This window comes from Peribacillus sp. FSL P2-0133 (genome assembly GCF_037975445.1).
GTDB classification, from domain to species: domain Bacteria; phylum Bacillota; class Bacilli; order Bacillales; family DSM-1321; genus Peribacillus; species Peribacillus simplex_E.
This window is the reverse complement of record NZ_CP150254.1, coordinates 5,624,562-5,650,332: the sequence shown is the minus strand read 5'-3', so window position 1 is coordinate 5,650,332 and position 25,771 is coordinate 5,624,562. Positions and strand designations below refer to the sequence as shown.

At 42.7% G+C, this 25,771-nt stretch carries 21 protein-coding genes; 18 read left to right on the top strand and 3 right to left on the bottom strand.

The genetic code is table 11. The annotated features are described in order from the left end of the window. The 3 genes from speB (at position 1) to argS (ending at position 3,268) form a co-directional block, all read left to right on the top strand. Positions 1-879, top strand: a complete 879-nt coding sequence (gene speB, locus MKY17_RS27320) for an agmatinase (RefSeq protein WP_034315888.1) — start codon at positions 1-3, stop codon at positions 877-879. 274 nt (positions 880-1,153) lie between these two features. Beyond that, a complete protein-coding gene (locus MKY17_RS27315; protein ID WP_098370215.1) occupies positions 1,154-1,594 on the top strand; it encodes a DUF1934 domain-containing protein in 441 nt (146 codons plus the stop codon). 3 nt (positions 1,595-1,597) lie between these two features. Continuing rightward, entirely contained in the window at positions 1,598-3,268 is a 1,671-nt protein-coding gene (argS, locus tag MKY17_RS27310; RefSeq protein WP_098370214.1) for an arginine--tRNA ligase, read from the top strand. A gap of 50 nt (positions 3,269-3,318) precedes the next feature. Here argS and uvsE read toward each other — a convergent pair whose 3' ends face one another. Together uvsE and cls are read right to left on the bottom strand one after the other, a co-directional pair. Then, a complete protein-coding gene (uvsE, locus tag MKY17_RS27305) occupies positions 3,319-4,272 on the bottom strand; it encodes a UV DNA damage repair endonuclease UvsE (RefSeq protein ID WP_098370213.1) in 954 nt (317 codons plus the stop codon). 28 nt (positions 4,273-4,300) lie between these two features. Then, positions 4,301-5,503 (bottom strand): cardiolipin synthase, encoded by a 1,203-nt coding sequence (gene cls / locus MKY17_RS27300; protein WP_286176923.1) that lies wholly within the window; start codon positions 5,501-5,503, stop codon positions 4,301-4,303. A gap of 291 nt (positions 5,504-5,794) precedes the next feature. Between cls and MKY17_RS27295 the strand changes: the two genes are divergently transcribed. From MKY17_RS27295 to MKY17_RS27250, 10 genes are all read left to right on the top strand, one after another. Further along, positions 5,795-7,924, top strand: a complete 2,130-nt coding sequence (locus MKY17_RS27295) for a (Fe-S)-binding protein (protein WP_144549593.1) — start codon at positions 5,795-5,797, stop codon at positions 7,922-7,924. A gap of 201 nt (positions 7,925-8,125) precedes the next feature. Continuing rightward, on the top strand, positions 8,126-9,316 hold the full coding sequence (locus MKY17_RS27290; RefSeq protein ID WP_339201154.1) for an acetyl-CoA C-acetyltransferase: 1,191 nt from the start codon (positions 8,126-8,128) through the stop codon (positions 9,314-9,316). A gap of 31 nt (positions 9,317-9,347) precedes the next feature. Next, positions 9,348-10,199 (top strand): 3-hydroxybutyryl-CoA dehydrogenase, encoded by an 852-nt coding sequence (locus MKY17_RS27285; protein ID WP_144549273.1) that lies wholly within the window; start codon positions 9,348-9,350, stop codon positions 10,197-10,199. Positions 10,200-10,234: 35 nt separating this feature from the next. Further along, positions 10,235-11,371, top strand: coding sequence for an acyl-CoA dehydrogenase (locus tag MKY17_RS27280; protein ID WP_098370210.1), 1,137 nt, complete (start codon positions 10,235-10,237; stop codon positions 11,369-11,371). A gap of 26 nt (positions 11,372-11,397) precedes the next feature. After that, positions 11,398-12,537 (top strand): acyl-CoA dehydrogenase, encoded by a 1,140-nt coding sequence (locus tag MKY17_RS27275; protein WP_098370209.1) that lies wholly within the window; start codon positions 11,398-11,400, stop codon positions 12,535-12,537. 111 nt (positions 12,538-12,648) lie between these two features. Further along, entirely contained in the window at positions 12,649-13,281 is a 633-nt protein-coding gene (locus MKY17_RS27270; protein ID WP_098370208.1) for a TetR/AcrR family transcriptional regulator, read from the top strand. A 30-nt stretch (positions 13,282-13,311) separates the two neighbouring features. Next, entirely contained in the window at positions 13,312-16,578 is a 3,267-nt protein-coding gene (gene icmF, locus MKY17_RS27265; protein WP_141992318.1) for a fused isobutyryl-CoA mutase/GTPase IcmF, read from the top strand. 137 nt (positions 16,579-16,715) lie between these two features. Continuing rightward, entirely contained in the window at positions 16,716-16,877 is a 162-nt protein-coding gene (locus MKY17_RS27260; protein ID WP_155726484.1) for a hypothetical protein, read from the top strand. 212 nt (positions 16,878-17,089) lie between these two features. After that, on the top strand, positions 17,090-17,671 hold the full coding sequence (gene rpoE / locus MKY17_RS27255; RefSeq protein ID WP_098370206.1) for a DNA-directed RNA polymerase subunit delta: 582 nt from the start codon (positions 17,090-17,092) through the stop codon (positions 17,669-17,671). Between the two features lie 411 nt (positions 17,672-18,082). After that, complete coding sequence (locus tag MKY17_RS27250; protein WP_098370205.1) at positions 18,083-19,690, top strand: CTP synthase; 1,608 nt, start codon at positions 18,083-18,085, stop codon at positions 19,688-19,690. Positions 19,691-19,738: 48 nt separating this feature from the next. On the opposite strand, the gene MKY17_RS27245 is transcribed toward MKY17_RS27250, so the two are convergent. Then, the gene (locus MKY17_RS27245) at positions 19,739-20,269 is read right to left on the bottom strand and encodes a DUF2529 domain-containing protein (RefSeq protein WP_098370204.1); all 531 of its coding nucleotides are present in this window, start codon (positions 20,267-20,269) and stop codon (positions 19,739-19,741) included. A gap of 314 nt (positions 20,270-20,583) precedes the next feature. Here MKY17_RS27245 and MKY17_RS27240 point away from each other — a divergent pair, with 314 nt between their 5' ends. From MKY17_RS27240 to glpX, 5 genes are all read left to right on the top strand, one after another. Beyond that, positions 20,584-20,955 carry a response regulator gene (locus MKY17_RS27240; protein WP_034315860.1) on the top strand — a complete coding sequence of 124 codons (372 nt, stop codon included), beginning with the start codon at positions 20,584-20,586 and terminating at the stop codon, positions 20,953-20,955. Positions 20,956-21,203: 248 nt separating this feature from the next. After that, positions 21,204-22,061, top strand: a complete 858-nt coding sequence (locus tag MKY17_RS27235) for a class II fructose-bisphosphate aldolase (RefSeq protein WP_098370203.1) — start codon at positions 21,204-21,206, stop codon at positions 22,059-22,061. A gap of 188 nt (positions 22,062-22,249) precedes the next feature. Then, on the top strand, positions 22,250-22,900 hold the full coding sequence (gene fsa, locus MKY17_RS27230) for a fructose-6-phosphate aldolase (protein WP_098370202.1): 651 nt from the start codon (positions 22,250-22,252) through the stop codon (positions 22,898-22,900). Between the two features lie 208 nt (positions 22,901-23,108). Continuing rightward, a complete protein-coding gene (locus tag MKY17_RS27225; RefSeq protein WP_098370201.1) occupies positions 23,109-24,392 on the top strand; it encodes a UDP-N-acetylglucosamine 1-carboxyvinyltransferase in 1,284 nt (427 codons plus the stop codon). Between the two features lie 99 nt (positions 24,393-24,491). Continuing rightward, a complete protein-coding gene (glpX, locus tag MKY17_RS27220) occupies positions 24,492-25,454 on the top strand; it encodes a class II fructose-bisphosphatase (RefSeq protein ID WP_098370200.1) in 963 nt (320 codons plus the stop codon). Positions 25,455-25,771: the final 317 nt, after the last annotated feature.

Sequence of the window (25,771 nt, the reverse complement as noted above, 5' to 3'; positions counted from 1 at the left end):
ATGAAATTCGATGAAGCCTATTCAGGCAATGTATTCATTAAAAGCCACCCTGTTTTTGAGGAATCAGAAGCTGTACTATACGGCATGCCGATGGACTGGACGGTAAGTTTCCGTCCGGGTTCTCGATTCGGCCCTACCCGGATTCGTGAAGTTTCGATTGGTTTGGAAGAGTACAGTCCATATTTAGATCGTGAATTAGAGGAAGTTAAATTCTTTGATGCCGGGGATATTCCATTACCATTCGGCAATCCGCAGCGCAGTATCGATATGATTGAAAAATTTGTCGACAGCTTGTTGGATGCAGGCAAGTTCCCAATGGGTATGGGAGGGGAACATCTTGTCACATGGCCAGTCATTAAAGCCATGTTCAAAAAGTATCCCGATATGGCCATCATCCATATGGATGCCCATACAGATTTACGTGAGGATTATGAGGGAGAGCCGCTTTCCCATGCGTCCATCATCCGTAAATCCGCAGAACTTATCGGCCCGAAAAATGTATACTCTTTCGGCATTCGTTCCGGTCTGAAGGAAGAATTCCAATGGGCAAAAGAAAATGGCATGCACATCTCTAAATTTGAAGTTCTTGAACCTCTGAAAGAAGTACTGCCGCAGTTAGCTGGTCGTCCTGTATATGTGACGATCGACATCGATGTTCTTGATCCTGCGCATGCGCCAGGGACAGGCACCGTAGATTGTGGAGGCATCACTTCCAAAGAGCTTTTGGCTTCGATTCATGAGATAGCACGGTCTGAGATTAATGTAGTCGGCTGCGATTTAGTAGAAGTGGCACCGATTTATGATCCATCCGAGCAAACTGCGAACACGGCTAGCAAGCTGATTCGCGAAATGATTCTAGGTTGGGTTCAAAAAGGTTAATGATGGAAGACTTGACTGTTCCCGTTTTTTAGCGGGAATGGTCTTTTTTTATCCATTCAGGAAAAGAATTTTACATCTGAAGGACCCTTTTTGAATAATTCCGCCCCAATGAGTCATTATTGCGTTAAAATCAAATGAATTGCAACAACATGATTTCGACAGTTTATCCTCACACTTTTGGATTTACACTTTATTTTCCGCTCCAAGTTGAAACTTCCTTGAAGAATATTTATACTTATAAAGTTAAGAACGACATGATGAAGGAAGTGTAGCTTTGACTCTTCATGATATAGATAAGCATGCTATTAAAGTGACTTTACAGACAAAAATCATGCACGGCTCAGAAACGGAAACGTATGAGCTGGTGACATTTGGTACAAAAATGTATAAAGGTGCAGATTTATATTTGCAATATAAAGAGGAAAATGAAGCCGGTCAAACACAAACGACCATTAAGCACAAACCGGATGAAACGATCCTGCTTAGAAATGGCGCCATTAAAATGAGACAGCTTTTCCGCCTGCAGGAAGCGACAAATGGACATTATGAAAGTATATATGGCAGGTTAGGATTACGGACGACCGCGAAGAAGATACATCATCAATGGGATGAACAGACCAAACAAGGGAAACTTGTCCTTAAATATATGTTACATATGCAGGGAAGCGAACCCGGTCAATATGAGATGACGATTTCCTACAAGGAGGAAGCATAGCGCATGAATATAGTAAAAGAGGTACAGGAAAAACTGAAAGAAGAGATTAAAGCGGCGGTCATTAAAGCTGGTTTAGCAACGGAAGAGCAGATTCCAAATGTTGTATTGGAACTGCCGAGAGATAAGACACACGGAGATTATTCCACGAATATGGCCATGCAATTAACGAAGATTGCAAAGAAAGCGCCAAAGATGATAGCAGAGGCAATCATCGAAAACTTTGACAACTCAAAAGCATCCATCGAAAAAATCGAGATTGCAGGACCTGGTTTCATCAACTTCTACATGAATAATTCCTATTTGACAGAATTGGTCCCTGTCATTTTGAAAGTGGATGAAGCATATGGGGAAAGTGACTTTGGTAAAGGCGAAAAAATCCAAGTGGAGTTCGTTTCAGCGAACCCGACCGGTGATCTTCACCTTGGGCATGCCCGTGGTGCAGCAGTAGGTGATACGTTATGTAATATCCTCTCTAAAGCAGGTTATGATGTTTCACGTGAATACTATATCAATGACGCAGGAAACCAAATTAATAATTTGGCCATTTCCATAGAAGCCCGCTATTTCCAGGCACTTGGCCTCGAAAAGGATATGCCGGAGGGCGGTTATCATGGCGAAGATATCATTGGCATCGGTAAGACGCTTGCCAGTGAATATGGAGATAAATATGTAAATGCCGATGAAAAGGAACGTTTTGAATTTTTCCGTGAGTACGGCTTGAAATATGAAATGGAAAAACTGAAAACGGACTTGGGTAATTTCCGTGTCGGATTCGATGTATGGTACTCCGAAACATCTCTATATCAAGACGGTAAAATTGATGAGGCACTCAAAGTGTTGAGGGACAGGGGCCATGTTTACGAGGAAGATGGGGCTACATGGTTCCGCTCTACGGAACTAGGCGATGATAAAGACCGGGTGCTTATTAAGCAGGATGGGTCTTACACATATCTGACACCGGATATTGCCTATCACCGTAATAAATTGGAGCGCGGCTTTGAAACGCTGATCAATATCTGGGGTGCAGACCACCACGGCTATATACCGCGTATGAAAGCGGCGATCGAAGCATTAGGGTACAAACGCGAGCAGCTTGAAGTGGAAATCATCCAGCTTGTTCACCTGTACAAGGATGGCGAGAAAATGAAGATGAGTAAGCGTACCGGTAAAGCAGTTACGATGCGTGACCTTATTGATGAAGTAGGTCTGGATGCAACCCGTTATTTCTTTGCGATGAGAAGTGCGGATACTCACATGGATTTCGATTTGGATCTTGCGGTATCGCAGTCCAATGAAAACCCGGTTTATTATGCACAGTATGCCCATGCCCGGATTTCCAGCATTTTACGCCAAGGTGTGGAACAAGGGATCAGCTATGAAGGCGTCACTGATTTCTCTGCCCTAGCTACTGAAAAAGAAGTGGAGCTTTTGAAGAAATTAGGAGATTTTCCGCAGGCAATTGCGGAAGCAGCCGAAAAACGGATGCCTCACCGCATGACGAATTATATATTCGACCTGGCTTCTACATTCCACAGTTTCTACAATGCAGATAAGGTTTTGGATGTTGAAAAGATGGAAAGAAGTAAGGCGCGTTTAGGACTGGTCAAATCCGTCCAAATTACTTTAAAGAATGCATTAGCTATAATCGGGGTTTCGGCACCGGAAAAAATGTAATGGAAAAAGCGGCTGTTTCTAACGAAACAAGCCGCTTTTTTTTAGGTTAATTAGCACTCGACGGCACCGCCGCTCACCCTTTTTACACCACGAACCTTAGCTATATCTTCAATCAGCTGCAACATTGCCCGATCCTTCATCTTGGCTTCGATCATGAAATCGACGTCCTGTCCAAGATCCTTAAGCACTTTAAAAAGGGGCATGATGAAGTCCAAATCAATATAATCTGCATGCGAGCGAAATTCACCTGCCGATTTTGGGGATGAAATATGAATCTTTGGTACCGCTCCTGCTTGCCTCCAAGTGGTGAACACATCGGTGAGCAGCTCGTTTAGCGGCTCATCTGAAAGGTTTGCTAGATGATGGTGGTAATCGAATACAAGTGGGATGCCTTCCCTCTTACATACGCTCAGGGTTTCAGATGCTGTATAGGTTTTATCATCATTCTCAAAAGTCATTCTTTCCTTGACGTGCATAGGCAGCGATTTAAGGTTGTCATGAACCCTTACAAGGGCGGACTCTTTATCACCATAGGCCCCACCGACATGGATATTTATGAAAGAGGTGTCCGCAATGCCCATTGCATCATGCATTTTATAATGGAACTCCATATCTTTTACGGCATTTTGTGTAATCTCGGGCTTAGGGCTGGTAAACAGCGTAAACTGATTGGGATGAAAGCTGATCCTCATCTTGTGTGCAGTGGCCCAATCGCCAAGCTGTTTCCACTCTTTTTTTAAAGGTGTAACGAAATCCCATTCTATTTCGGGATGTGTGGCTAAAGGAACAATGGAACTGGACATCCGGTATATTTCTATTTGGTGTGCCGTGTTATATTGAAGGACCCTTAAGGTATTTTCAATGTTCTGCCTTGTCACATCCAGGAGTTTTTCCATTCCTTTTTCCGCGCCAAGTGAGCTATATCGCTTGTAAGTAAGTGTCTTAGCCGGAGAAGCTTCCCATAAACAGGTGGCATTGGATACGAATCCAAATCTTATTTTCATTATATTTTTCTCCTTGAGCAACGGGATGTCAAAGAAAAGGAGAAAGGATGGCAGCCAGCGATTCTTTTGCTGAACGGACTACATTCATGTTGGAAATCTCGTCCCCGTTTAGCGGCTTGGATTCGGCTAGGTCCACTGCCAACTCCTTTTCTACATCTTCTATGAATGTCCGGTCAAATACGATGCAATTGATTTCACTATTTAAAAAACAACTGCGTTTATCAAAATTAGCCGTACCGATATCACACATTATATCATCAATCAGAATCACTTTAGAATGGTAGAACCCTCTTTGAAATTGCATGATTTCAGCCCCTTCTTTTATTAGTACCCGGAAATAGGGAAAAGAAGCTTCCTTGACAAGGGCATGGTCTGAAATTTCAGGTACGATGATCGTAAGGGAAACATTGCGTGCAAGTGCTTCCCTTAATTCTTGAAATAAAGTTTCACTGGGAATGAAATATGGGGTCCCGATAATGATTTTTTTAGTGGCTTGCCGAATTATGTGTGTAAGTGACTGTTCAAGATCACTGCCATTCGTGACGACAAATTGCTGTGCCTGCGTCCCGGGTGTCAATGTCGGGAAATAGGCAGGCGTTCCTCTGTAATCCTCGTTTGTATCATAGAACCAATCCGAGAGGAAGACTTCCTGAAGGTCCTTTACACCTTCCCCGGTCATTTTTAAATGGTAATCTCTCCACGGGTTTAGCTTCTCCCCTTGGTTTATATACTCCTTACCGATATTAAAGCCGCCAAGATAGCCGATTTTTCCATCTATCACCGTGATCTTACGGTGATTTCTTTTTTGTATTGTATAGAAAAGGAAGGGGAGTTTCGGTTTAAAGCTGAAAGAAAAATGAACGCCGCTTTTAGTTAGTTCCTGAATGACTTGGCGGGACATCCCTTTACTTCCTACCCAATCGGCTAAAAGCCGCACTTCCACGCCCTCTTTCGCTTTTGACTGCAGTAACTTCAAAAAGTCCTTGCTGAATTTATCATTTTTTACAATATAAAAAAGGATATGGATGGAGTCCTTAGCTTGCTTTACTTCCTTCATGTAATCATCAAACAGGATTTTCCCTGATGTGAATACAGTCATGTCGCTGTTCCGAGGCGGATATTTTATGTTGGCTGCGTGCTTCAAATAACGCTTATGCCCTACCTTAAGATCAACCCAGCACCAAGAGAAGATCAATAAAAATATAGAGGCAATCGTAGTGATTATCTTCAAAAAAATCCCCCCTAAATGATTATATTTAGTTTGGCTCTAATTCCCTGTTAGTAACCATTAAAAAGCGGGGAGAGGGTCCTCATTTTTTTAGAATGCAGAAGGGTAATACACGAAATTGTCGAATTATATAATTAAGGTCCAGAAAAATTAAATAGTTTTAGAAAGAAAAAAGTTGACTGAATGCTCATTCATTATATAATGGAATTAATTAAATTTCAGAAAAATGCCAAATTTCCCAAAATGGTACCTGGCATTTGCAATTTACTAAAGAGGGGGAAAGACTGCATGGAAATGAATGGTTTACTGTGGATCAACTTAGTTGCATTCCTGCTTGTAACCGCTTACGCCGCCGGTTTGTTTGTCTACTTGATAAAGACCCGTATAGCTTATATAAAACTTGGCAAAAAAGTGGAATTCGATAACCGTGTGAAAGATCGTCTTGTTAAAATCGGGGTTTATGTATTTGGACAGAAGAAGCTCTTTAAAGATAAAAAGAGCGGGATCATTCATGCCATGTTATTTTATGGTTTCATCTTAGTGCAATTTGGTGCACTTGACTTTTTCGTTAAAGGCTTAAGACCGGGGTGGCACTTACCGTTTGGCCCTGTTTATCCGGCCTTTACTTTCTTCCAGGAGATTGTGACGCTTACCGTTCTTGTTGCAATTCTATGGGCGGCATACCGCCGTTATGTCGAAAAGCTCGTTCGCTTGAAAAGGGATTTCAAAGCAGGTTTGGTTGTCATCTTCATCACCGGTATCATGATCACCGTATTACTGGGGAATGGAATGGGGATGATCTGGCATGGACACGATGCGACTTGGTCAGAGCCTGTCGCATCAAGCATCGCTTTCCTATTCGGCTGGATGGGGACAACAGCGGCGACAGTCGTTTTTTATGTAGCTTGGTGGCTGCATTTACTGATCATATTATCTTTCCTTGTTTATATCCCGCAATCTAAGCATGCTCACTTGATTGCCGGTCCGATAAATGTATTCCTGAATCGACTGGACAATCCGGGGAAATTGAAACCGGTTGATTTGGAAGAAGAGGTTTTCGACAAAGAAGGCAATCAATATTACGGTGCCAAATATATCGAAGATTTGACGCAGTACCAAATGGTGGACCTCTATGCCTGTGTGGAGTGCGGGCGCTGTACGAATATGTGCCCGGCTACAGGTACCGGTAAAATGCTGTCACCGATGGATATCATAATCAAGATGCGTGACCATTTAACAAATACAGGCGCTGCCGTTACAACGAAGCAGCCATGGGTGCCATCTTTTGTTTTTGGAAATACGAAGGGAAATAAGATAGCTTTGGCTGGTGCCGCGCAGGGGGCGCAGGAATCTGCTGCAGCAACCGAGGCTTACAGTCCGAGCCTGATTGGCGAAGTCATTACGGAAGAAGAACTTTGGGCTTGTACCACATGCCGGAATTGTGAAGATCAATGCCCGGTAATGAATGAACATGTCGACAAAATCATCGATATGCGCCGTTATCTAGTGTTGACAGAGGGCAGACTTGATCCTGATGCGCAACGTGCCATGACGAATATTGAGCGTCAAGGAAACCCGTGGGGACTGAACCGTAAAGAGAGGGAAGATTGGCGAAGCCTTCGGGAAGATGTCAGTGTCCCTACCGTAAAGGAATTAAAAAAGGCAGACGAAGAATTCGAGTATTTATTCTGGGTAGGTTCAATGGGATCGTACGATAACCGTAGCCAGAAGATTGCCCTTTCCTTTGCTAAATTATTGAATGAAGCGGGCATCAAATTTGCAATTCTCGGAAATAAGGAGAAAAACTCAGGGGATACTCCCCGTCGATTGGGTAATGAGTTTGTCTTTCAGGAGCTTGCAATGAAAAATATAGAAGAGTTCCAGAAGAATGAAATTAAGAAAATCGTGACGATCGATCCGCATGCATACAATATCTTTAAGAATGAATATCCGGATTTTGGCTTGGAAGCGGAAGTGTATCACCATACTGAACTGTTAGCCAAACTTGTCAGTGAAGGCAGGTTGGTGCCTCAGTACCCGGTGAATGAGACGATTACATTTCACGATTCCTGTTACTTGGGAAGGTACAATGAAGTTTACAGCCCGCCGCGTGAAATCTTGCAATCCATTGATGGTGTGAAACTTATTGAGATGGAGCGTAACCGAGAGAAGGGTATGTGCTGTGGAGCTGGAGGCGGCTTGATGTGGATGGAAGAGGAAACAGGAAACCGCATTAATGTGGCCCGTACCGAACAAGCGCTAGCCGTCAGTCCAACAGTGATCAGTTCAGGGTGTCCTTATTGCCTGACCATGCTATCTGATGGGACGAAAGCAAAAGAAGTTGAGGAAAATGTTAAAACGTATGATGTAGCTGAACTACTAGAAAAAGCGGTCATTGGTGAAAATAAATCGATTGCCTCTTAATTTATAATGGAATTGCCTGCTTCTTCCAAATGGGTTGGATCAAATGGAAGCAGGCAATATTTTCAAATATTTATAAACTAAATATTTTCATTTTTGAGAAAAATGTGTAATATAATATATTATTAAGCGCTTACAACACTATTTTTTTAACTCCAAATTGAGCGAGCGTTCAATCAATGTTACTTATAGGGGGAAATAATGATGGCGAAAACAGTGATTATTAGCGGTGTGAGAACACCTTTTGGTAAATTTGGCGGTGGCCTTAGCAGTTTGACGGCATCACAACTTGGTGGATTAGCAATCAAAGAGGCACTTGTTCGGGCAGGGATTGTAGGCAGCCAAGTAGACGAGGTCATCATGGGGAATGTGCTTCAAGCAGGACAAGGCCAAATACCGTCCCGCCAGGCAGCCCGTCATGCTGGATTGCCTTGGGAAGTGAAAACGGAAACCATTAATAAAGTATGCGCATCAGGACTTCGCAGTGTCACATTGGCTGATCAGATCATTCGCTTAGGTGAAGAGGAAATCATTGTTGCCGGCGGAATGGAATCGATGAGCAATGCGCCTTATATCCTTCAGAAAGCAAGGTGGGGCCTAAGGATGGGTGATGGGGAACTGAAGGATACTATGATTTCGGATGGACTTAGCTGCAGTTTTACGGGCGTCCATATGGGGACTTACGGAAACAGTACTGCCGATGATCTTGAAATCACCCGTGAGGAACAAGATAGCTGGGCTTACGAGAGTCATCAAAAGGCGATAAAGGCAATCGATGGCGGTATTCTTGCAGAAGAAATCATTTCCGTACAGGTGCCGGTACGAAAAGGCGAACCAATTACCATCGAACATGATGAAGCGCCAAGAAAAGATACATCTGCCGGTAAGTTAGCTAAATTAGGTCCAGCTTTCAATAATGAGGGGACCATTACGGCAGGTAATGCACCAGGTGTCAATGATGGGGCAGGTGCACTCGTACTGATGAGTGAGGAACGTGCGGAAAAAGAAGGGAAAACGCCTTTTGCCTATATTTTAGCTCATGCAGAAGTGGCAGTGGAAGCAAAGGACTTCCCTAAAACGCCAGGTTTGGTCATAAATGAACTCCTGAAGAAGACAGGTAAATCGATAGAGGAAATTGATTTGTTTGAAGTGAACGAAGCATTTGCAGCGGTTGCACTGGCCAGTGGGAAAATTGCCAACATCGCGCCGGGAAAAGTGAATGTAAACGGAGGGGCTGTAGCATTAGGTCACCCAATCGGGGCAAGTGGTGCCCGCATCATCATTACGCTGATGCATGAACTGAAACGCCGCGGAGGGGGATTGGGCATCGCAGCGATCTGCAGTGGCGGCGGTCAGGGAGATGCCATTTTAATTGAAGTGCCTAAGCAAGGATAATAGTTTCATAGATAAATGAGGGGGGATTTTCATGGGCATTCAAAAGGTGATGGTCATTGGTGCGGGACAGATGGGATCTGGCATTGCCCAGGTCTGTGCAATGAGCGGTTATGAAGTTCTTTTACACGATTTAAAAGATGAATATGTAGAAAAGGGGTTAGGGACAATTACCAAGAACCTTTCCCGGCAGGTTGAAAAAGGGAAAATGGAATCCGGGGAGAAAGATGCAATCCTTTCCCGGTTGACTCCATCGACTAATTTGAAAAATGCGGCTGCGGTAGATTTAGTGATTGAAGCTGCGGTGGAAAACATGGAAATAAAAACAAAAATATTCGCCGAGTTGGATGAAATCACACCGCAACACGTCATTCTTGCATCCAATACTTCTTCGCTTCCGATTACCGAGATAGCCGCTGCCACGAAAAGGCCGGAAAAGGTAATTGGCATGCACTTTATGAACCCCGTTCCGGTCATGAAGCTGGTTGAGATCATTCGAGGCCTTGCTACATCGGATGAAGTTTATAAAGAAGTTGAAAAGATGGCTGAATCCTTGAACAAGGTACCGGTGGAAGTCAATGATTTTCCAGGTTTTGTAGCTAATCGGATTTTAATGCCGATGATCAATGAGGCCATCTATACACTATATGAGGGCGTCGCTACTAAAGAGGCGATCGACGACGTAATGAAAATGGGAATGAACCACCCGATGGGCCCGCTTACGCTAGCTGACTTCATTGGGCTAGACACATGCTTGTATATAATGGAAACCCTTCACCAAGGGCTGGGAGACGATAAATACCGACCGTGTCCGCTGTTAAGGAAATATGTAAAAGCTGGGTGGCTAGGCAAGAAATCAGAACGTGGCTTTTACGAATATAACTAATCATGGAAAGATGTGCAGCTATGGAGGGATGAAGGATGGATTTCAAGTTTACAGAAGAACAGGAAATGATGCGGAAAATGGTAAGCGCTTTTGCGGAGAATGAGATCACTCCTCATATCGAGGCAATGGAAACAGGCGTGTTTCCAAAAGCGATTCTGAAAAAAATGGGTGAGCTTGGTTTGATGGGAATTCCGATTTCAGAAGAATACGGTGGCGCGGGTATGGATTTCATGTCTTATATCATTGCCATCAATGAGATTTCCAAAGTAAGTCCCACTCTCGGTGTCATACTGTCCGTTCATACTTCTGTTGGAACAAATCCAATCGTTTATTTTGGAACGGAAGAGCAGAAGCGAAAGTATGTGCCTAAGTTAGCCGCTGGTAAATATTTAGGCGCCTTTTGCTTGACTGAGCAAAGCTCAGGTTCCGATGCTGCGAGTTTGAAATCGAAGGCAGTGGCAGTCAAGGAAGGCGGAGAATATCGAATAAATGGGTCCAAGGTTTTTATCACCAATGGCGGGGAAGCGGATGTGTTTATTGTTTTTGCTTCAACCGACCCTCAGAAGGGAAGCAAGGGAATCTCCGCTTTTGTCGTAGAAAAAGGGACGCCAGGCTTAATCATCGGTAAAGATGAACGTAAAATGGGCCTTCATGGCTCAAGCACCGTGCAGGTAACGTTCGAGGATATGAAAGTCCCTACAGCCAATCTCCTTGGCAAAGAAGGTGAAGGCTTTAAGATCGCAATGGCCAACTTGGACGCTGGAAGGATCGGGATTGCCGCTCAAGCGCTGGGAATTGCTGAGGGTGCCATGGAACATGCTGTCCAATATGCAAAAGGCAGGGTGCAATTCGGCAAACCTATTGCGCAACAACAAGGAATTGGTTTCAAACTGGCCGAAATGGCAACGGGCATAGAAGCTTCAAGGCTACTGGTCTATCGGGCGGCTTATTTACGCTCGCAGGGATTGAATTGCGGTAAAGAGGCGGCAATGGCTAAGCTATTCGCTTCGAGGACGGCTGTCGATGTGGCGATTGAAGCAGTCCAAGTGTTCGGAGGCTATGGATATACAACGGAATATCCGGTCGAACGCTATTTCAGGGATGCAAAGGTAACTGAAATTTATGAGGGTACCAGCGAAATACAGAGAATGGTCATCAGTAAGAATCTATAATTACGAAAAATTTGGAGGGCATATTCATGCAATTTAAACTAACGGAAGAACATGAAATGATCAGGAAAATGGTGCGCGACTTTGCCCAGAATGAGGTGGCTCCGACTGCTGCCGAGAGGGATGAAGAAGAACGATTTGACCGTGAGATCTTCGATAAAATGGCTGAGCTTGGATTGACTGGGATTCCGTGGCCTGAGGAATACGGCGGAATTGGCAGTGATTACTTAGCATATTGCATAGCGATTGAGGAACTTTCCCGCGTTTGCGCATCCACTGGGGTGACTTTATCAGCCCATACTTCGCTCGCAGGATGGCCAATATATAAATTTGGGTCTGAAGAACAAAAGCAAAAATACCTTCGCCCGATGGCACAGGGTGAAAAAATCGGTGCATACGGACTGACTGAACCTAGCTCAGGCTCAGACGCAGGCGGGATGAGAACGACTGCAAAGCTTGTAGGTGATGAATATGTTATCAGCGGTTCAAAAATCTTCATTACGAACGGCGGGATTGCGGATACATATGTCGTCTTTGCATTGACGGACCCTGAATCGAAACAAAAAGGAACGAGTGCTTTTATCATTGAAAAGGACTTCCCAGGCTTCAGTGTTGGTAAAAAAGAGAAGAAGCTTGGAATCCGTTCATCACCGACCACGGAAATCATCTTTGATGAGTGTCGGGTGCCTAAAGAAAATCTCCTTGGTAAAGAAGGGGAAGGCTTTAAAATTGCGATGATGACGCTTGATGGCGGCCGTAATGGAATTGCAGCCCAGGCTGTAGGCATAGCCCAAGGTGCGTTGGATGCCGCGGTTGGTTATGCAAAAGAGCGCGTCCAATTCGGCAAGCCAATTTCTGCACAGCAAGGAATCGGTTTTAAATTGGCGGATATGGCAACGGGTGTTGAGGCTTCAAGGCTATTAACCTATCAGGCTGCGTGGTTGGAATCAGTGGGCCTACCTTATGGAAAAGAGTCGGCGATGTCCAAACTTTTTGCTGGGGATACAGCAATGAAAGTGACGACGGAGGCCGTGCAAGTTTTCGGGGGTTATGGATATACAAAGGATTATCCAGTGGAGCGGTATATGCGCGATGCGAAAATAACCCAGATTTACGAAGGTACACAGGAAATTCAAAAACTGGTCATCTCACGAATGGTTACTAAATAAGGTTGAAACTGAGGTTTTCCGATGAGGCACTGCCTTTACCGGAATTCCCTTTTCAATTTCTTCAGAATGTCTTTGATAATTGAATAATGGGCTTTCAAAAGGGGTTTGGAAATGGAAAAAAGAGAGGTTCTTGCATCTGTAAAGGATGAGCGGCTGGTTGAAAAAAGGCGTACACAAATGATTAAAGGAGCGGTTACCCTTTTTAAGGAAAAGGGATTTCACCGTACGACTACCAGGGAAATTGCCAAAGCTGCAGGCTTTAGTATTGGCACGTTATACGAGTATATCCGAACCAAGGAAGATATATTATATCTCGTTTGTGACTTTATCTATGATGAAGTCCAGGAAAAGCTTCAGAAAGAAATAGAACAGAGTGATGGGACACTTGAAAGTTTGAAGCTGACGATCGCCTATTTTTATAAAGTGATGGATGATATGCAGGACGAAGTGTTGGTCATGTATCAGGAAGTGAAGGCCCTGACGAAAGATGCTTTACCATATGTTCTGAACAAAGAAATTCGGATGGTTGGCATGTTCGAAAAAGTGATAACGAAATGTGTCGAGAATGGGGAGCTCTCGTTAACGGAAAAACAAATAAGCCTTGTTTCACATAACATTTTCGTTCAGGGACAGATGTGGAGTTTTAGAAGATGGGCTTTGCATAAACAGTATACGCTTCAAGAGTATGTTGAACTGCAGACGCAATTATTGATTCAAAATGTATCGGGTTCCAAAAAGCACTGATATAAATAAGTTTCAATAAGGAGGAGCTATATGAGTACAGTTGAGGTGTATAAACCGAAGAACCATATTAGATTCGTCACAGCTTCGAGTTTATTTGATGGACATGACGCATCCATCAATATAATGAGGAGAATCCTTCAGTCCAGCGGGGCAGAAGTTATTCACCTAGGTCATAATCGTTCGGTAGAAGAGATCGTGAATGCGGCCATCCAGGAAGATGTTCAAGGCATAGCCATGTCATCTTACCAAGGCGGACATGTGGAATATTTTAAATATATGTATGACCTGCTGAAGGAAAAGGGAGCCGAGCACATTCGGATTTTTGCCGGCGGCGGCGGGGTCATCATCCCAAGGGAAATTAAAGAACTGCATGATTATGGGATTGCCCGTATCTTTTCGCCTGATGAAGGGCGGGAATATGGGCTTCAAGGAATGATAAACGTATTGATGGAGGAGTGTGATTTCTCGACAGTCAAACCATCTTTACAGGAACGTTTTAATGAATTGATTGCCGGGGGAACAAATGCCATTGCCCAATTTATTACCTTTGCCGAAAATAGACTCGATGTTTCACAGGAATCAGCGGCAGCGGTGGAGAGTCTTTTTGAGCAGATCAAGACTTCCGAAAAGAAGGTTCCCGTTCTAGGAATTACAGGGACTGGCGGCGCTGGAAAAAGTTCATTGACTGATGAATTGATACGAAGGTTCATTAACGAAATTCCAGACGAGAGAGTCGCCATTCTATCTGTAGACCCGACCAAACAGAAAACGGGCGGTGCCCTGCTTGGTGACAGGATCAGAATGAACTCGATCTTTTCAGAGCGTGTTTATATGAGGAGCCTAGCCACGCGCCATTCAAAAAGTGAGTTGTCTTTGGCGATAAAAGATGCCATTTCAGTCGTGAAGGCAGCTGGCTTTGATTTAATCATCGTTGAAACGAGCGGAATTGGTCAGGGAGATGCAGAAATTGCCGAAATATGCGATGTATCCATGTATGTAATGACGAGTGAATTCGGTGCTCCTTCGCAACTTGAAAAAATCGATATGATTGATTATGCAGACTTGATTGTCATTAACAAATACGAGCGCAAAGGCTCCGAGGATGCAAAAAACCAAGTTCAAAAGCAATACCAAAGAAGCCGTACACTTTTTGATCAAGATCCATCAGAAATGCCAGTATACGGTACGATCGCTTCCCAATTTAATGACCCAGGCACCAATGCATTATTCGCTGCACTGATTGAAAAGCTTAATGAAAAATCAGGGACGGTTTGGAGTACGGCCTTTTCGAAAGAAGCGGATGTTTACAAGCAAAATGTCATCATTCCTACTGACCGTCGGTATTATTTACGTGAAATCAGTGATACGGTCAGATCGTATCATAAGCGTGCGGCTGAACAAGTACGTATTGCCCGGAGGCTTTTCCAGCTTGAAGGAGCAATTGATGCAATTAAGGAAAATGATAACAACGACGATATGGTGGCTTCTTTAGAAAAACTGAAAAAGGAAACCGCTTTGAATTTATCACCTGAATCTAAAAAAATCCTTTCTGGATGGATGGATTTAAAAGAAAAGTATGCAGGGGAGCAGTTTGTAACGAAAGTCAGGGATAAAGAAATCGTCACAAAGCTGAAAACCAAAAGTTTATCAGGTTTAATGATTCCGAGAGTATCACTGCCTAAATATGTGGATTATGGTGAGATCTTAGGATGGGTATTCCGTGAAAACGTTCCGGGCTTCTTTCCTTACACAGCTGGAGTCTTTCCATTCAAGCGTGAAGGGGAAGACCCGAAGCGGCAATTTGCCGGTGAAGGATCGCCCGACCGAACCAACAGGCGTTTTCATTATTTGTCAAAGGATGATACTGCTAAACGGCTTAGTACGGCTTTCGATTCTGTAACTTTATATGGTGAGGACCCTGATCACCGGCCTGATATCTATGGAAAGGTAGGGGAAAGCGGAGTCAGCATCTGTACGTTGGATGACATGAAAAAGCTGTATGCAGGCTTTGACCTTTGCCACCCCTCAACATCTGTTTCCATGACCATCAATGGACCGGCACCAATCATTTTGGCCATGTATATGAATACTGCAGTCGATCAGCAGATTCAACGGAAAGAAGAAGAGTTAGGCCGTCCCCTTACTGATGCCGAAGCTGAAGAAGTGCAGGCTTATACCCTTCAAACGGTACGCGGAACTGTTCAAGCGGATATTCTGAAAGAGGACCAAGGCCAGAATACATGCATCTTCTCTACGGAGTTTGCTTTAAGGTTAATGGGGGACATTCAAGCATATTTCATCGATCGCAAAGTCAGGAACTACTACTCTGTATCCATTTCCGGCTATCACATTGCAGAAGCGGGTGCCAATCCCATTTCGCAGCTGGCTTTTACATTAGCGAATGGCTTTACTTACATCGAATATTATTTAAGTCGCGGAATGAATATTGATGACTTTGCTCCGAATTTGTCGTTCTTCTTCTCAAATGGGCTCGACCCGGAATATACGGTTATCGGGAGGGTGGCAAGAAGGATTTGGGCGACTGTCATGAGGGATAAATATGGTGCGAATGACCGTAGCCAGAAGCTCAAATACCATATACAGACTTCTGGGCGCTCCCTTCATGCGCAAGAAATTGATTTTAATGATATCAGAACGACGCTTCAGGCTTTAATGGCACTGCAGGACAACTGTAACTCCCTGCATACTAATGCGTACGATGAAGCCATTACGACGCCTACCGAAGAATCCGTGCGCCGGGCAATGGCCATACAAATGATCATTACAAAGGAGCATGGTCTCTCAAAAAATGAAAACCCGATGCAAGGTGCCTTCATCGTAGAGGAATTGACGGATCTGGTTGAAGAGGCCGTACTGCAAGAATTCGATCGCATCAACGATCGAGGCGGTGTCCTGGGTGCAATGGAGACGCAGTATCAGCGCGGGAAAATCCAGGATGAATCGATGCATTACGAAATGAAAAAGCATACGGGAGAATTGCCGATCATTGGTGTCAATACGTATTTGAATCCTAATCCTCCTTCCGAAGAAGCGGTGAACAGCATGGAAATTGCCCGTGCAACGAAGGAAGAAAAGGAAGGGCAAATCATGAATCTCCGGGCATTCCAGGAAAGAAATAAAGAGTTCACGGATGAGGCGCTAACTAAACTGAAATTGGCAGCCATGAATGGGGAAAATATCTTTGCCGAACTCATGAACTGTGTGAGAGTGGCCAGTCTGGGGCAGATAACGAGGGCGCTATATGATGTAGGAGGTCAATATCGAAGGAATATGTAAACCAAGAAGGGGCTCCGAACGTTTAGGGGCCTCTTTTTTTAATAATTCCCCTCTTTTTTAACAAAATGAAGATTTTACCTTATAATTATTTGGAAAAGGGGCAAAAATGAAGAATCAGCCCTATTGGAGTTGAGAAAATGAACCTGAAAATGATTGGATTAATCATAGGTTACATTCTTGCCATCATTTTTTTATTTGAGCTGTATGAGCATCAATTGGGTGCCATTTCTTTTTTTATCCTGACGGTTGTCTTTTTTACGGCAGCATATCGTCAGAAATCCAAAAAGAAAAAGGAATGATATTTACCTTTTGGTTTCCTGTGAATGATAGACAATAAGGTAAATGTGTGAAAGTATCATATAGAACTAGCATAAACCCATTTAGATTGTTTATAATGGAGTATATGTCTAGCAGGAATTGTCGTTATTTTATCGAACTACTGTTTTAGATTATTTTTTTATGTGAAAAAACACGGAATTCAGTGTTTGAATAGAGAAGGGAAGTGCGGAATTTGAGTTTAAAACAATACTCAAAAGAGCAATTGTTGGAAATGTCCTTAATAGAGATGGCATATGATTTGTTAGTGGAAAGAAATGAACCGATTCCATTTAAAGACTTAATAAGTGAATTAGCTTCGCTGCACCATTTATCTAAAGCGGAAGTGGAAAAGAAAATTGCACAATTCTATACGGATTTAAATGTGGATGGCCGTTTCACTTCACTTGGAGACAATCGCTGGGGATTGAAAACATGGTACCCGGTTGACCAAATCGAAGAAGAAGTCGTACATGTTGTAAAACCTAAAAAGAAAAAGAAAGCCAAAAAGGCAGCTGTCGTTATCGACGATTTCGATGAACTTGAAGACGAAGACCTTGACTTTGAAGAAGATATCGATGATCTGGACGAGGATGAAGATGACGACGATGATGATATTCTAGGTTCTCCAGTCATCGACGAAGTGCTTTTGGATGATGACGTGGATGATGACGACGATCTGGAAGAAGAAATAATCGAAGATGATGCATTTGTCCTTGAAGATGATGAGGACGAAGATGAAGACGAAGATGACTTGAATGAAGAGGATGAGAAATAAATAATCGCCCTTGACTTTTTGAGGCGAAATTTGTAGAATCATTTTTGGGCTCCTTAAAAAAGGACACAATGATTAAATTATATCGCTCCCTTACTTTTATTGTAAGCGGAGCGTTTTTGTTTTTAATGATGGAATGAATAAATGACATCATTTTTTTATTTTTAAAAATGATTTCTCGTAGAATTGTAAAAACTATAGAGAACATATTTATGTTTACGTCATTTAAGGAAATTTATTCTTGTTCATGTATCCTGCATGACTCTCACTAAAGACCTTTAAGTGATTAATGGTTTGTACTGGTTTACGGTTTTTAGCTTTTAACCGCTCATGTGGCGGAAGATTCGATTCAGGTTCCGATTTAATGATGTGAAGAACAGAATTGGAAGAAAACATTCTATAGGAGGATATAAGATGACAAAATATATTTTTGTGACAGGTGGAGTAGTTTCTTCCTTGGGAAAAGGGATAACGGCCGCTTCTTTAGGTAGATTATTAAAAAATAGGGGATTGAATGTTACGATCCAGAAGTTTGACCCTTATATCAACTTGGATCCTGGTACGATGAGTCCATATCAACATGGTGAAGTGTTTGTAACGGATGATGGTGCTGAAACGGATTTGGATTTAGGGCACTATGAGCGTTTCATTGATATCAACCTTGGAAAACACAGCAATGTGACTACAGGCAGAATTTATTCAACCGTCCTGAGGAAAGAACGCCGTGGCGATTATCTAGGTGGAACGGTTCAAGTCATTCCCCATATCACGAATGAAATTAAAGAACGCGTTTTCCGTTCAGGTAATGAAACGAATGCCGATATAGTCATCACTGAAATTGGCGGTACTGTAGGGGATATCGAGTCTCTTCCATTCCTTGAAGCGATTCGCCAAATCAAGAGTGATATCGGCATCAATAATGTTATGTATATCCATTGTACACTGGTTCCTTACATCAAAGCTGCTGGTGAAATGAAAACAAAACCGACACAGCATAGTGTAAAAGAATTACGCAGTCTTGGCATTCAGCCAAATATCATCGTTGCACGTACAGAAAGCCCGATTTCACAAGATATGAAGGATAAAATCGCTTTATTCTGCGATATCGATAAAAATTCTGTTATCGAATGTCTTGATGCGGATACACTTTACTCCATTCCTCTTGCGCTTCAAGCACAAAATATGGACCAAATCGTTTGTGATCACTTGCAATTGGACTGTGGCGAAGCGAATATGGAAGATTGGAAGGAACTAGTCAAAAAGGTTACTTCTTTATCGAAGAAAACGAAAATCGCGTTAGTCGGAAAATATGTTGAATTGCAAGATGCTTACCTTTCTGTAGTGGAAGCACTTAAGCATGCTGGTTACGCATTTGATGCAGATGTTGAAATCGACTGGGTGAATTCCGAAGACGTAACTAAAGAAAATGTTGCTGAACTTCTTCAAGATGCAGATGGAATCCTTGTCCCTGGCGGATTTGGAGATCGTGGAATTGAAGGGAAAATTGCAGCGACCGAATTTGCCCGCACGACAAAAAAACCATTCTTCGGAATTTGCTTAGGCATGCAGTTGGCGTCCATTGAGTATGCACGCAACGTCCTGGGATTGCCAGAAGCACATTCAGCAGAAATTAAGGAAGATACTCCAGATCCAATCATCGATCTTCTTCCTGAGCAGAAGGATGTAGAAGATTTGGGCGGAACACTGCGTCTTGGTCTGTATCCATGTAAGCTTATCGAAGGAACTAAAGCATACGAAGCGTATAATGACGAGGTTGTTTATGAACGTCACCGTCACCGTTATGAATTCAATAACCACTATCGTCAAGCTATGGAAGAGGCAGGATTCGTGTTCTCCGGTACAAGTCCAGATGGTCGTCTAGTTGAAATCGTTGAACTAAAAGATCATCCTTGGTTTGTGGCTTCTCAATTCCATCCGGAATTCACGTCGCGTCCTAACCGTCCGCAGCCGCTATTCCGTGACTTTGTCGGTATGTCATTAAAGTACGGTAAAAATCTTTAATAAAAAAAACAGCCCATGAGGCTGTTTTTTTTGTTTAGGATGAAGATATCATTCTTCATCTTCATATTCTTTTATGATTTCTTCAAGAGTGAATTTAATCCCATAATAAGCGAAAAGAGCGGCAATGAGGGTAGGGTACCCATATCGATTTCCAGTTTCATCGGGAATCAATCCCCGTTGGATACGTAAATCAATATGAACGTCAGCCAACTCCAAAAGAGAATCTTCTTCAGAAGGGACGGATGTAGAAACTGCAACAAATGGTATATCTTTTTCCTTGAGTTGTTTTGCCAGCATCAATGCCTCTGAATCGTCCGAATGGCGGCTGAATATAAGAAATCGATCTTCTCTGGAAAAAGTTTCTCCTGATTCATATCTTTTTGCCTTAGGAAAGGGTTCTGCCCCATTCAAAGCCTCGGCAGTGACGCCCTGCATTTCACCAAAACCGTGAATGAACACAGAACCGTCCCCAACCGCAGCCTGAGCGAGCAAGCGTCCGGCATCCTCCATTTCAAAGGCCTCATTTTCAATCATTTTTTTAAATAAACCGCTTATCTGTGTCGAGAAAATTTTTAACATGATCAGGGACTCCTTTAAAAAATAATATACTTATTATAAAGGACTTTCCTATGCATTGACAGGTTTCAGGGCTTTTGATCCAAAGGGCTGAATTTACTAAATCGGTCGAAAAAACAAAAAAATTAAAATTCCTTTTAGCCATATAGCAGGAATTTTGTTACAATTATCGAATATGAACATAGAAATCATGAAGGAATAAATGCGTTGGACCTAAAGTGATTTAACGCAATCTATGTAACTACCCTTTTTCGGGTAATATGGCCGAATAGGCTAATATATTTTATTGATGAATCGGGAAGCGGAGAGGTGATAAAATGCCAGGGAAAATATTGATTGTTGATGATCAATTCGGGATTCGTATTTTATTGAACGAGGTTTTACATAAAGAAGGGTATGAAACATTTCAAGCGGCTAATGGCATTCAAGCCTTGGAAGTGCTAAATAATCATTCACCTGATCTTGTATTGCTGGATATGAAGATTCCGGGAATGGATGGCATTGAGATCTTGAAAAGGATGAAAGTCGTCGATCCGGACATCCGGGTCATAATCATGACGGCATATGGTGAACTTGATATGATTCAGGAAGCAAAGGATTTAGGGGCAATGACACACTTTGCAAAGCCGTTTGATATTGATGATATTAGAAAGGCCGTTCGAGAATACTTACCGATTCAATCAAGTTAACGGTCTTGAAAATTTAATATTATTGACGGGGTAATTGCTGCGGCTATCTTTTTTTAGATGAGCCGTGTTTTTTTGGAATAAAATTTGAGGCATGGAATAGTGCTAATTGTTGCTGTTTTTTTGATGTATTGATATGCTAAAAGAGGAGAGATATTCTGATTTATAAGCGTATGCTACTTTGGTTTTAGGGAATATCTAGAAAGAATTAACTTTAAAAATCATAACATCCACTAGTAGGAGGAAATCAAATGCCTTTAGTTTCTATGAAAGATATGCTGAATAAAGCCCTTGATGAAAAATATGCAGTAGGTCAATTCAATATCAATAACCTTGAATGGACTCAAGCCATTTTAGCTGCTGCAGAACAAGAAAAATCTCCAGTCATCCTTGGAGTTTCCGAAGGTGCTGCCCGTCATATGGGTGGTTTTAAAACGACTGTCATGATGGTTCAAGGATTGTTGGAAGACATGAAAATCACTGTTCCTGTGGCGATTCACCTTGACCATGGTTCAAGTTTTGATAAATGTAAGGAAGCTATCGAAGCCGGATTCACTTCAGTAATGATCGATGCTTCACATCATCCGATCGAAGAAAATATCGAAACAACCAAGAAGGTTGTCGAATTCGCTCACGCACGGAATGTTTCGGTTGAAGCGGAAGTGGGCACGGTTGGCGGACAAGAAGATGATGTAATCGCTGATGGAGTCGTATATGCAGACCCTCAAGAATGTGAACAGTTAGTTAAAGAAACGAATGTCGACTGTTTTGCTCCAGCTTTGGGATCCGTTCACGGACCATACAAAGGTGAACCTAACCTAGGCTATAAAGAAATGGAAGAAGTACGGGATTTAACGAACAAACCTCTTGTTCTTCATGGCGGTACAGGCATACCTACGAAAGATATCCAAAAAGCGATTTCTCTTGGAACATCAAAAATCAATGTGAATACGGAAAATCAAATTGTGTTCACAAAAGCGGTTCGTGAAATTTTGAATAACGATTCCGAAGTGTACGACCCTCGTAAATACATGGTACCTGGCCGTGAAGCGATTAAAGAAACTGTAATCGGCAAAATACGTGAATTCGGTTCAAACGGCAAAGCATAATTTAGAAACGTAACATAAGGGTTCCATCCCTTTAAATGTAGGATGATAAAGGCAATATTCCCATTGGGGGGCTCCCCCCTAATGGTTTCTTTTAGATGCAGGGCTGAATCCGGGCTCCATTTTTAGAACAATTAGAATTCAGAGGCATATAGGGAAGTAAAAAATCGATTACATACGGAGGATATTTTATGAAATTCTTTATAGATACAGCAAACATGGAAGAAATCAAACAAGCGCACGAACTTGGCGTTTTAGCAGGTGTTACGACTAACCCATCCCTTGTTGCAAGAGAAAAGGGCGTTTCTTTCCATGACCGGCTAAAAGAAATCACAAGCCTTGTTAAGGAATCCGTTTCTGCTGAAGTCATTGCGCTTGATTTTGAAGGAATGATGGCTGAAGCCAAGGAACTCGTTGCTATTGCACCTAATATCACGATTAAAGTGCCAATGACCCCAGACGGCCTGAAGGCTGTTTCAGCACTTACAAAACAAGGTGTCAAAACTAATGTCACGCTTATTTTCAGTGCCAACCAAGCTTTATTGGCAGCTAGGGCAGGAGCAACTTATGTATCGCCATTTTTAGGACGCTTGGACGACATCGGCCAAAATGGTTTGGATTTAATTTCGGATATTGCTGACATATTTGCGATCCATGATATCAACGCTGAGATCATTGCAGCTTCCATCCGCCATCCGATGCATATTACAGAAGCGGCTCTTAAAGGGGCACATATTGCAACGATCCCTTATAAAGTTTTATTGCAATTATTCCACCACCCATTAACGGATAAAGGGATTGAAGCTTTCTTGAATGATTGGAATTCACGCACTGAAGCATAATGCCTTGCCGCTAAGTCGCTATAGATTGCACCCTTTTAACAAAATTAACATAAATTAGAAATTTTTATCTTTTTTTTACATGAATTTTCTACTTTTGTGTAAACTAAAGAACTAGATAGTAAATGTTGTCGGATTATGCAATTTTCCTGTGGTAAAATATTACTTTTGAAAGTAGCTTCTAAGTGCTTAGCGTGGAAGGGAGTTTATTATGGAAAAACTTAAAATTGCCGGTGGCTATCCTTTAAAGGGAAGCATTCGTGTCAGCGGAGCAAAAAATAGTGCGGTTGCCCTTATTCCGGCAACAATTTTAGCGGACTCTCCCGTAACGATTGAAGGCCTGCCTGATATCTCGGATGTACAGATGCTGAAAGCGTTAATGGAGGAAATTGGCGGTGAGGTATCCTTTGATGAAGGAGAAATGACAGTCAACCCAAGCAGGATGATTTCAATGCCTCTTCCCAATGGAAGGGTCAAGAAGTTACGTGCCTCTTATTATTTGATGGGGGCAATGCTTGGTAAATTCAAAAAGGCAGTAATCGGCTTGCCTGGAGGCTGCCATTTAGGACCCCGTCCGATAGATCAGCATATTAAGGGGTTCGAAGCACTAGGCGCTCAAGTGACGAATGAACAAGGAGCCATTTACCTTAGGGCGGACGAGCTTCGGGGAGCACGCATATATTTGGATGTCGTTAGTGTTGGAGCAACGATCAACATAATGCTTGCCGCCGTTTTGGCCAAAGGCCGCACTGTGATTGAAAATGCTGCGAAAGAACCGGAAATCATTGATGTTGCTACACTGTTGACCAATATGGGAGCGAAAATAAAGGGTGCAGGAACGGATATCATTCGTATTGATGGTGTGGAAAGTTTGCATGGGTGCAAGCATACGATCATACCGGATCGGATTGAAGCCGGTACTTTCATGATTTTAGCCGCTGCTGTTGGTGAAGGGATTCTGATCGATAATGTCATTCCCCAGCATTTGGAGTCATTGACTGCTAAATTAAGGGAAATGGGGATTAATATTGAAGCGGGTGATGACCAGATATTTGTCTCACCGGGAGAAAAATATAAACCCGTTGATATCAAGACATTGGTTTACCCTGGATTCCCAACAGATCTTCAGCAACCTTTCACTTCCCTTTTAACAAAAGCAAGCGGTTCTAGCATGGTGACCGATACGATATACGGGGCACGATTTAAGCATATTGATGAACTGCGACGCATGAATGCGAAGATCAAAGTCGAGGGCAGAGCAGGCGTCGTCGATGGTCCTGTCCAACTTCATGGGGCAAAAGTGAAGGCAAGCGATTTACGTGCTGGAGCGGCTCTTGTAATTGCCGGATTAATGGCTGAAGGGATTACGGAAGTGACCGGGCTTGAACATATAGATCGCGGATATAGCCATCTTGTTGAAAAACTTTCGGGTTTGGGAGCGACGATTTGGCGTGAAGAAATGACGCAAGAAGAAGTGGAGCAGCTTAAAAGCTGATCCCTTTTCTTGTTACCTCATTGTGTTACTATATATGATATAATGTGTTATACTAATATATAAATAAATCATGCTAGTGTACATGAGGGGGAACCGGAAATGGAAAGAAGTTTATCGATGGAGCTTGTCCGCGTAACAGAGGCGGCGGCACTGAATTCAGCTCGTTGGATGGGAAGAGGAAAGAAAGACGAAGCAGATGATGCAGCAACAACTGCAATGCGGGATGTTTTCAATACTATTCCCATGCAAGGAACGGTTGTAATCGGTGAAGGGGAAATGGATGAAGCGCCAATGCTTTATATTGGCGAAAAACTTGGTACTGGTCTTGGGCCGCTAGTGGATGTTGCTGTTGATCCTTTGGAAGGAACGAACATCGTTGCATCTGGCGGCTGGAATGCATTGGCTGTATTGGCGATAGCCGATAAGGGGAACTTGCTGCATGCCCCGGATATGTATATGGATAAAATAGCTGTCGGACCCGAGGCTGTTGGTCAGATTGATATCAATGCTTCCGTATTGGACAACCTGAAAGCGGTAGCCAAGGCAAAGAATAAAGATATCCAAGACGTGGTTGCAACAGTATTGAACCGTGATCGTCATTCGAAGATCATTCATGAACTTCGTGAGGCGGGGGCACGTATCAAGTTGATCAACGATGGAGATGTAGCGGGAGCCATAAATACGGCCTTCGATCTTACCGGTGTTGATATCTTATTCGGATCTGGCGGGGCTCCAGAGGGAGTTATTGCAGCCGTTGCCTTGAAATGCCTTGGAGGGGAAATTCAGGGTAAGCTCGTTCCTCATAGTGATGAAGAAGTGGAACGCTGTGGAAAAATGGGCCTTAATTTAGGAAAAGTCCTCAGAATGGAAGACCTTGTTCGCGGAGATGACGCAATTTTTGCTGCAACAGGTGTGACTGATGGAGAACTTTTACGCGGTGTACAATTTAAAGGGCATTACGGTGAAACACAATCCGTGGTCATGCGTGCTAAATCTGGTACCGTTCGATTCATTGACGGGCGTCACAGTCTTAAGATTAAACCGAATGGTTTGATTGACTGATAGCGTTTTTTAGAAAAATCACTTTTAAAAAGCGAGCGGTTTCATCGCTCGCTTTCTCTTTAAAAAAATTTAAGTTGAATAATTAAAATAAAAAAAGTAAAATAAAGCTTGGTCTACTATTAATAATTTAAAATCTGCCCTTTCACTCCAAACTTCAAGAAGCCTTCAAATAATTTTCTTCTTTACATGTAAAAATGTATCATCCTTTCTAAGAAAACTCTGGTCGGGTACATGGATTGCGGTTTTTCTTCCATCTAACAAACCATTTCTTTTTCAGTATGGGTGAAAACGTTTAATTAATAAAAGTGTGGTGTCAT

Bases quoted from the DNA above. Each gene is read 5' to 3' on its own strand.
- MKY17_RS27290 (WP_339201154.1), top strand. From the start codon at position 8,126: ATGGCGAAAACAGTGATTATTAGCGGTGTGAGAACACCTTTTGGTAAA.
- MKY17_RS27275 (WP_098370209.1), top strand. From the start codon at position 11,398: ATGCAATTTAAACTAACGGAAGAACATGAAATGATCAGGAAAATGGTG.
- MKY17_RS27225 (WP_098370201.1), top strand. From the start codon at position 23,109: ATGGAAAAACTTAAAATTGCCGGTGGCTATCCTTTAAAGGGAAGCATT.
- MKY17_RS27240 (WP_034315860.1), top strand. From the start codon at position 20,584: ATGCCAGGGAAAATATTGATTGTTGATGATCAATTCGGGATTCGTATT.
- fsa (WP_098370202.1), top strand. From the start codon at position 22,250: ATGAAATTCTTTATAGATACAGCAAACATGGAAGAAATCAAACAAGCG.
- MKY17_RS27235 (WP_098370203.1), top strand. From the start codon at position 21,204: ATGCCTTTAGTTTCTATGAAAGATATGCTGAATAAAGCCCTTGATGAA.
- icmF (WP_141992318.1), top strand. From the start codon at position 13,312: ATGAGTACAGTTGAGGTGTATAAACCGAAGAACCATATTAGATTCGTC.
- argS (WP_098370214.1), top strand. From the start codon at position 1,598: ATGAATATAGTAAAAGAGGTACAGGAAAAACTGAAAGAAGAGATTAAA.
- speB (WP_034315888.1), top strand. From the start codon at position 1: ATGAAATTCGATGAAGCCTATTCAGGCAATGTATTCATTAAAAGCCAC.
- glpX (WP_098370200.1), top strand. From the start codon at position 24,492: ATGGAAAGAAGTTTATCGATGGAGCTTGTCCGCGTAACAGAGGCGGCG.
- MKY17_RS27295 (WP_144549593.1), top strand. From the start codon at position 5,795: ATGAATGGTTTACTGTGGATCAACTTAGTTGCATTCCTGCTTGTAACC.
- MKY17_RS27270 (WP_098370208.1), top strand. From the start codon at position 12,649: ATGGAAAAAAGAGAGGTTCTTGCATCTGTAAAGGATGAGCGGCTGGTT.
- MKY17_RS27285 (WP_144549273.1), top strand. From the start codon at position 9,348: ATGGGCATTCAAAAGGTGATGGTCATTGGTGCGGGACAGATGGGATCT.
- uvsE (WP_098370213.1), bottom strand. From the start codon at position 4,272: ATGAAAATAAGATTTGGATTCGTATCCAATGCCACCTGTTTATGGGAA.
- MKY17_RS27260 (WP_155726484.1), top strand. From the start codon at position 16,716: ATGAACCTGAAAATGATTGGATTAATCATAGGTTACATTCTTGCCATC.
- MKY17_RS27280 (WP_098370210.1), top strand. From the start codon at position 10,235: ATGGATTTCAAGTTTACAGAAGAACAGGAAATGATGCGGAAAATGGTA.
- MKY17_RS27245 (WP_098370204.1), bottom strand. From the start codon at position 20,269: ATGTTAAAAATTTTCTCGACACAGATAAGCGGTTTATTTAAAAAAATG.
- MKY17_RS27250 (WP_098370205.1), top strand. From the start codon at position 18,083: ATGACAAAATATATTTTTGTGACAGGTGGAGTAGTTTCTTCCTTGGGA.